This is a genomic window from Micromonospora sicca (assembly GCF_003172935.1).
GTDB lineage: Bacteria > Actinomycetota > Actinomycetes > Mycobacteriales > Micromonosporaceae > Micromonospora > Micromonospora sicca.
Map to the genome: position 1 here is coordinate 1 of NZ_QGKS01000234.1, position 7,347 is coordinate 7,347.

Here is a 7,347-nt window from a genome sequence, read left to right on the forward strand (position 1 = left end):
GGTGCGGACCTCCAGCAGCCGCTGGTCCGGGTTCAACGCCCAGCCGGAGACCCGGATCAGCGGGTTCTCGTCCAGCGACTCGACCTGCGGTGGTTCGACGTACCGGCGCGGGTCCGCCGGGCGGTCGTCCACCTGACCGGCCACCACCGGGGCGAGCAGGGCGGCGAGCCCGACCACCGCGGCCACCCCCGCCGCGCCGGCGGCGAGCAGCCGGACCCGGACCGCGGCGCGTACCGCCGGGGCGAGGCCGGCCGACGGGTCGCCGGTCTCCGGTCCGTCCCGCCGCGACGGTGCCGCCAGGCCCACCGCGGCGACCGCCGCGAACGCCACCGTCGGCCAGATCGCCGGCTGCGCGTTCGGGCCGACCACGTAGAGCGCGCCCGCGTAGAGCAGGGCCGGCGGCAGGTAGCCGAGCAGCACCCGGCCGGCCCGCAGCGCCACCTCCGCGCCGGCCAGGCCCGCGAGCCAGGCGGCGACCAGCGGCAGCAGCACCGTGTCCGGCGCCGGTTCGACCGGGATCATCGCGGTCAACAGCCGGGGGATGGCGTTGCGGGCGGCGTCCGCGGTCACCGCGCCGAGGCTCCCCGGCAGCTCGGCGTGCGCGGCGGCCAACCGCAGCGCCAGCGCCGTCCAGCCGGCCAGGGCGAGCACCGACAGCGGCGCGACCAGCCAGGACGCCAACCGTCGGGCGGCCACGCTGACCAGCACCGACCCGACCGCGGCGCCGACCAGCAGGCGGGTCAGCAGCGACCCCGCGTACACCCGGTCGAGGACCACGCCGGCCAGGACGATCATGGTGATCAGCGCCAGCGGCACCGGCACGGCGCCCAGCACCCGCGTCACGGCCCCACCGCGCCACCCCTGCCTTGGCGGCGGTCCGGCCGGCGCGTCCGCGTCGCGCGGCGGCGCCAGGCTCACCACCGGCGGACCCCGTCCCACTCGGCCGCGAACTCCGCGCCGTCCGCCGCGTCCACCACCAGCAGGCCGGCCGCGCCGGCCGGCGTCGGCTCCGCCACCCCGAGGACCCCCACCAGCACCGACGGGTACGCCCCGCGCAGCGCGCCGACGTGCCCAAGATCCCCGCGGCCACCCGGCCCGGTGAGGAAGACCAGCGTGTCGCCGAGCCGGTCCTGCCGCAACCGGCTCATCGCCGCCCGCAGCACGTCGTCCCCGCCGTCGGCCAGCTCCACCGCGGCGAGCCGGTCCAGCGGCCCGCCGGCGCCGGCCGGATCCCCGTCGGCGGGTACGACCAGCAGCAGGCTCACCGGCAGGTCCTCCCGGACCGCGGCGGCGACCACCGACGCCGCCGCCTCGCAACCGGACTCGAAGGACTCCGCCACCCCGCCCACCCGCTCCGGGTGCGCGGCCGCCCGGTTGTCCAGCACCACCACGATCCGGGGCAGGCTGGTGTCTACGTTCTCCCGGACCATCAGCTCGCCGACCCGGGCGCTGGTGCGCCAGTGCACCCGGCGCAGCTCGTCGCCCACCACGTACTCACGCAGCGAGTCGAAGGTGATCGAGCCGTGCGGCACGCTGTCGGTGCGGCCGTCGAGGCTGCGCCCCGCCCCGGTCGGCACCGCGCGCAGCGAATGGATGCGCGGGTGCACCCAGACCGGCACCGTGCCCCCGTAGGGGCGGGCCAACGCGACGAGCCCGAGCGGGTCACGCCGGGTCACCCGCAGCGGACCGACCGGCACCACCCCCCGGCGGCGGGTCGGCACGTCGTAGCGGACCGTGGTGTCCCGGCCGGGACGCAGCCGCAGCAGCGGCACCGGCACCAGCGCCGCCCCACAACGGTCCTCGGCGACCAGGTTGGCCGCCCGCAGCCGCCCCGTGTTGCGTACGGTCAGCGTCATGCTGGCCGGCTCGCCGCGGGCCACCCGGTCCGGGTCGGCGCTGCGCTCCACCGCCAGCCGCGGCCGCCACGCGGCGGTGACCAGAGCATGCCCGACCGCGACGGCGGCCGCCGCGCCGAGCACGGTCAGCTCCGGATACGCGTACCGGATGCCCACGCCGAGCAGCACGACGGCGGCGACGAGCAGCCCGACACCACGGGCGGTGATCCCCACGGCTCAGCCGTGCACCGGGGCGGGCTGACCGGACGGCAGCGGCACCGGCACCGAGGCGACCGCCTGGCGCAGCACCTCGGCGGCGGTCACCCCGCGCACCTGCGCGTCCGGGGTGAGCAGCAGCCGGTGCGCGAAGACCGGCTCGACGAGGGCCTTCAGGTCCTCCGGCATGATCCAGCCCCGCCCGTCGATCAGCGCGTACGCGCACGCCGCCCGGGTCAAGGCGATCACGCCCCGGGGGCTGACCCCGACCCGCACCTGGGGATGGGTTCGGGTGGCCGCGGCCAGCCGGACCGCGTACGTGTAGAGCGGCTCGGCGATGTGCACCCGGCGGGCCATCCGCACCATCTCCCCGAGCGTGGCGGTGTCGGTGACCGCGCTCAGCGAATCGGGGGAGCGGACGGTGGCGCCGCGCAGCACCTCCACCTCGACCGCCTCGTCCGGGTAGCCCACCGAGAGCTTCACCAGGAACCGGTCGAGCTGGGCCTCCGGAAGGCGGTAGGTGCCGTCCATCTCCACCGGGTTCTGGGTGGCCACCACCAGGAACGGCTGCGGCACCGGATGCCGGACGCCGTCCACCGTGACCGTCCGCTCCTCCATCACCTCCAGCAGCGCCGACTGGGTCTTCGGCGACGCCCGGTTGATCTCGTCGGCGATGACGATGTTCGCGAAGACCGGGCCCGGGTGGAACTCGAAGCCGCGGGTGGCCTGGTTGAAGATGGTCACCCCGGAGACGTCCGACGGCAGCAGGTCGGGGGTGAACTGGATGCGCCGCCACTGACCCTTGACCGTGGCCGCGATCGCCCGGGCCAGCGTGGTCTTACCGACCCCGGGCACGTCCTCGAGCAGGACGTGCCCTTGGGCGAAGAGCGCGGTCAGCGCGAGCCGGACCACCTGTGGCTTGCCCAGCACGACCGCGTTGACGTTCTCGGCCAGCCGGGCGGCGAGGGCGGCGAAGCCCTGCACCTCCGTCTGGTTGAGCGGCTCGGGGGTGTTCACGTGCGCGAGTGCTCCTCGGCTGGGTGGCGCGGTCAGCAGGTGGGCAGGACGTTGATGTTGTCGCCGCCCTCCAGGTTCAGCCAGGCCCACGGGATGTAGTTCCGTCCCGAGTAGTCGACCTGCACCCACCAGGTGCTGCGCTTGTTGTCGTTGTAGATGTAGGCGTAGACCTCTTCGCCCTGCTTCTTGCAGTACGCCTTGAGCCGCGTGCCCGGCTTGGCCCAGCCGACCTGTTTGGCGTTGAGCTGCTGCGGCACCGAGAAGACCTCGTTGCCGTTGCGGCCGTCCACGTCCGCGTTGCAGTACGTCGCCTCCGGGCCGGACGCGCCGTTGGTGCAGGTGGCCACGCCGTACAGCGGGTCGGTGGGCTGGGCGCGGGTGGCGGTGCCCTTGCCGGCCGCGTTGCTGGCGGTCACCGTCACCGTGTACGCCGTGCCGGGCGTCAGCCCGGTCACCCGCAGGCTGGAGCAGCTTCCGTTCGCGGTCCGCCCGCCGGTGGCGGCCGAGCAGGTGGCGTTGCCGCCGCCTGCGTCCACGGTGAACGACACGGTCACCGAGGTCGCGTCGGCCGACGAGCCGGTCACGGTGATCCGGGGTGCGGCCACCGTCCGGGCCGTCGTCGACGCCTCCGCGCCGGGCCCGGCCTCGTTGACCGCCTTCACCTTCACCGTGACGTTCTGCCCGTCGCCGAGCCCCCTGACCGTGGTCCGGACGTCGGTCACCTCACTGGTCTTCCCGCCGGCGTCGACCAGGTACTTCGTGACCGGGCGGCCGTTCTCCACCGCCGGCGACCACTGCACCGCGATCGTGCCGGGCTGGTCGGCCACCGTGGTGGCCCGCAGGTCGGCCGGCGCGGCCGGAGCGGTGAACGGCACTACGGTGTTGCTGACCGGGGAGGCCGCCGACCCGGCGCCCTTGTCGTTCACCGACACCACGGTGAACGCGTACTGGGTGCCGTACTCCAGCTCACCGGCGGGGATCACCAGCTCCGTCTTCGTCGACTCGCCGGCCGGGGCGGTGGCGCCGGCCGAGGCGGTGGTGACCGCGTACCGGGCGATGGTGTTGCCCTGGCCGTTGGCTGGGGGCCACTTCACCAGCACGGTGCCGTCCGGGCGGGCCTCGGCGGTCACGCCGGCCGGCGGGTCGGGCACCGCGGCGGTCGGGGTGACCGGGTTGCTCTTCCGGGCCGGCCCGTCGCCCTTCGCGTTGACCGCGTGCACCGAGAACGTGTACGTCTCGCCGTTGGTCAGCCCGGTGATCTCCACCGCGCGCTGGTTGGCGCCCACCTCGTGGCGCTGGTCGGCGCCCTCCACCACGTACCTGGTGATCTCGGCGCCGTTCGCGGCGGCCGGCCGCCAGCTCACCCGGGCCGAGGCGTTGCCGGCCGCGGCGGTGACGGCGCGCGGCGCGCTCGGCTTGCCCACCCGGGGCTTCTTCGGCGGGGGCGCCGGCGGCGGGTCGCCGCCGAGCACGTCGTTGGCGTACTTGTTGACCTCGCGCACCTGGTTCCTGTCGTCCACCACCCGCGCGGTCGCCGAGTTCGGCGCGTTGATGAAGAGGTGGTTCTCCCGCACCTCCAGCTCCAACGGACCCGAAGCCCCGGAGCCCTTGATGGTGTCGACCAGCTTGCCGTCGGCGTCGAACGAGTACACCGTGCCCGTCGCCTCGTCGGCGCAGTAGAAGCGGTCCGCCCAGGCCACCGCCGGGCTGAGCCGGTCACCGGCGCCCGGGACGGTGAACTGCCGCACCTCGCCGCCGTCGCGGACCACGTGCACCCGCCGTTCGCCGGCCACGGTGACCGGCACCTGGGGACCGGTGGTCCGCGCGGGCAGGGCGCCCGGGGCCTTCATCGCCAGGTCGGCCCGCTGGGTGCGGCCACCCCGGACCGTCACCAGCGACGCGGAGGTCCGGTCGAGCACCGCGACACCATCGTCCAGGGTGGAGACCGCCAGCTCGTGGCTGGGCTCGGCCACGTCGTACGTCTGGACCAGCTTGGGACTGAGGCCCGCCGGCGGCGCGGCCCCCGGCGTGGCGGGCAGCTCCGCCACGGTGATCGCCGAGACCGTGCCCTCGCTGGGCACCGCGATCCACAGTCGACCCTCGCCGTCGAACGACCCGCCGGTGATGCCCGGCGGGTAGCGCACCGGCTCGCCCACCGGGGTCAGCGAGCGCGGGTCGAGCTGCCGCACGATGCCCTGCACCGCGTCCACCACGAACGCCGCGTCCTCGTGCAGCGCGACGTTCACGCCGAAGCCGGGGGTGGTGGGAGTGGTCGCGGTGATCTGGAGCGTGGCCAGGTCCAGCGAGCTGACCTGGCCGGTGTTCAGGTCGCGCAGGATCAGCAGCCGGTCGGTCTGGGTGACCTGCACCTGGTGTCGCCGGGCGCCGGGGACCTCGACCCGGGTGTCGACCCGCGCGGTGACCCCGTTGACCCGCGCCAGCTCGCTGCGGGTGGTGCTCCACAGCCAGGAACTCGCGTCGTAGTTGGCGACCGCGTTGTCGGCGGCGCCCAGCCCGAGGACGGTCAGCCCCATGGCGACCAGCAACGCCGCCACGGTGCCGACGGTGACCAGCCCACCCCGCATCCGGGACCGGGGTCGGGGCGTGTCCACCCCGGTGCTCGCGACGTCCTCGATGGTGGCCACTGCCGGCTGCCTCCCGTGTCGGTGCGGGGAGACGTGCCGTGCGGCGACGGCCCTCCCCAGAGCCGGGAGACATCATATGGGCCGCTCCGACGCGGGGGAACCCGCACCGTCCCGCTGTGGACACCCAGCGTGTTGCAGGTGGACCGTCGGTCAGCCCGGCGGGTTGGCGGCCTCCCGGTCGGTGCAGACCTGACCCGAGGTGGCGAACGTGTCCGTCGAGTAGACCGCGAGCACCGTGAAGCAGTAGTCCAGCTTCCCGTTCAGCCCGTTGACCGTGTAGCTGGTCTGCCCCGGGTCCACCGTGGCCATCACCCCGAGCTTCTGCCCGGCCCGGCCGCCGGCCACCATGAACGGCACGCCGCCGCCGGTCGGGTCCGTCCAGGTGATGGTGATCGTGGTGGTGTCGTCGCGCAGCCGCAGGTCACCCGGGGGCGCGCCGGTCGCCACCGGCTTCGCCCGGGTCGGCCCGGGTGCGGGCGCCGGCGCCGCGTCGCGGTTGAGCAGCACCGCGCCCACGCCGACCACGGCGGCCACCGCCACCACCGCGACGCCCGCCGCCACGGCGATCACCGCGCGGTTGCGGCCGCCCGGCTCGGGCTCCTCCACCTGCGGGTACGCGGGCGGCTGGTGGAACGGCGCCGGCACCGCCGGCCACCCGCCCTGCGCCGGGTACGCCTCCGTCCCAGGCGCCGGGTCGGCCTGCCGGGGCTCGGGGAACTCCAGCAGGTCGTCGTAGACCGGCAGCGGTGCCGGGGCGGCGGACTCGGCCGCCGGCGCGGGCCCGGGCAGCGGATGCCGGTCCGGTTCGTCGGCGTCCTCCGTCGAGGGGTCCGGTGCCACGTCGGCCGGCGGGTCCAGCGGCTGCGGCGGCGCGGCGCTGCTCCACGGCGGCGCGGTCAACCCCCACAGCGGTACGGGCGACGCGCTGACCGGGGCCACGGCCGGCGGCCCGCTCACCGGCGGCGGGCCCACCGGGTGACCCGTCCCGCCGGGGTACGGATTCACCGGGTCCACGCCGGGTGGTCCGCTCACCGGGTACGCCGGGTGCCCCGGCGGGCCGCTGACCGGGTAGGCGGGCGTGGGCGGCGCGCTGACCGGGTGGCTCGGGCCGCCAGGCCCGGCGGGGTACGGGTTCGCCGGGCCGGCACCGGATGGCCCGCTCACCGAGTACGCGGGTGTCGGCGGCGCGCTCACCGGCGGAAAGGAGGCCGGCGGGCCGCTGATCGGTTGGGTCGGTGCCGGCGGGGCGCTCGCGGGTACGCCGGCGACGGGCGGAGTGCTCAGGGGCGGCGTGCCGACGGGCGCCGCGCTGACGGGCGGGCTGAACGGCGGTGCGCTGGCAGGCTGCGTGGCTACCGGTGGAGCGCTGATTGGTGGGGCGCTGACCGGCGGGCCGGCGACCGGCGGGGCCGGCGGAGTGACGATCGGCGGGGCTGGCGGCGGGGTCGGTGCCGCCGCGGCGGCCCAGTCTGCCTCCTCCCGCAGCAGGGGCGCGATCTGCTGCACCTGCACCGTCGGCTTGGCCCAGCCGGGCGCCGGGGTGCCCGGCTGCTGCTGCTCGCTTCCGCCCGCGGCGGCCCCCGTTGCAGAGGGCCGACTCGCCGGGGACGGCGGGTCGGGGACCGGCCGCGGCG

At 76.0% G+C, this 7,347-nt stretch carries 4 protein-coding genes and 1 pseudogene; all 5 read right to left on the bottom strand.

What is annotated here, in order from left to right; translation table 11 throughout:
* Positions 1-843, bottom strand: a pseudogene (locus tag DKT69_RS16390) (transglutaminase domain-containing protein); the annotation flags it as partial.
* Positions 844-914: 71 nt separating this feature from the next.
* On the bottom strand, positions 915-2,069 hold the full coding sequence (locus tag DKT69_RS16395) for a DUF58 domain-containing protein (protein WP_109802416.1): 1,155 nt from the start codon (positions 2,067-2,069) through the stop codon (positions 915-917).
* Positions 2,070-2,072: 3 nt separating this feature from the next.
* Entirely contained in the window at positions 2,073-3,068 is a 996-nt protein-coding gene (locus tag DKT69_RS16400; RefSeq protein ID WP_109802417.1) for an AAA family ATPase, read from the bottom strand.
* 32 nt (positions 3,069-3,100) lie between these two features.
* A complete protein-coding gene (locus tag DKT69_RS16405) occupies positions 3,101-5,653 on the bottom strand; it encodes a fibronectin type III domain-containing protein (protein WP_438361840.1) in 2,553 nt (850 codons plus the stop codon).
* Between the two features lie 210 nt (positions 5,654-5,863).
* The gene (locus tag DKT69_RS39825; RefSeq protein ID WP_236647956.1) at positions 5,864-7,225 is read right to left on the bottom strand and encodes a hypothetical protein; all 1,362 of its coding nucleotides are present in this window, start codon (positions 7,223-7,225) and stop codon (positions 5,864-5,866) included.
* Positions 7,226-7,347: the final 122 nt, after the last annotated feature.

What these genes read in the sequence shown, in the direction of transcription:
- DKT69_RS16405 (WP_438361840.1), bottom strand. Translation starts at nt 5,653, where the DNA reads ATGCGGGGTGGGCTGGTCACCGTCGGCACCGTGGCGGCGTTGCTGGTC.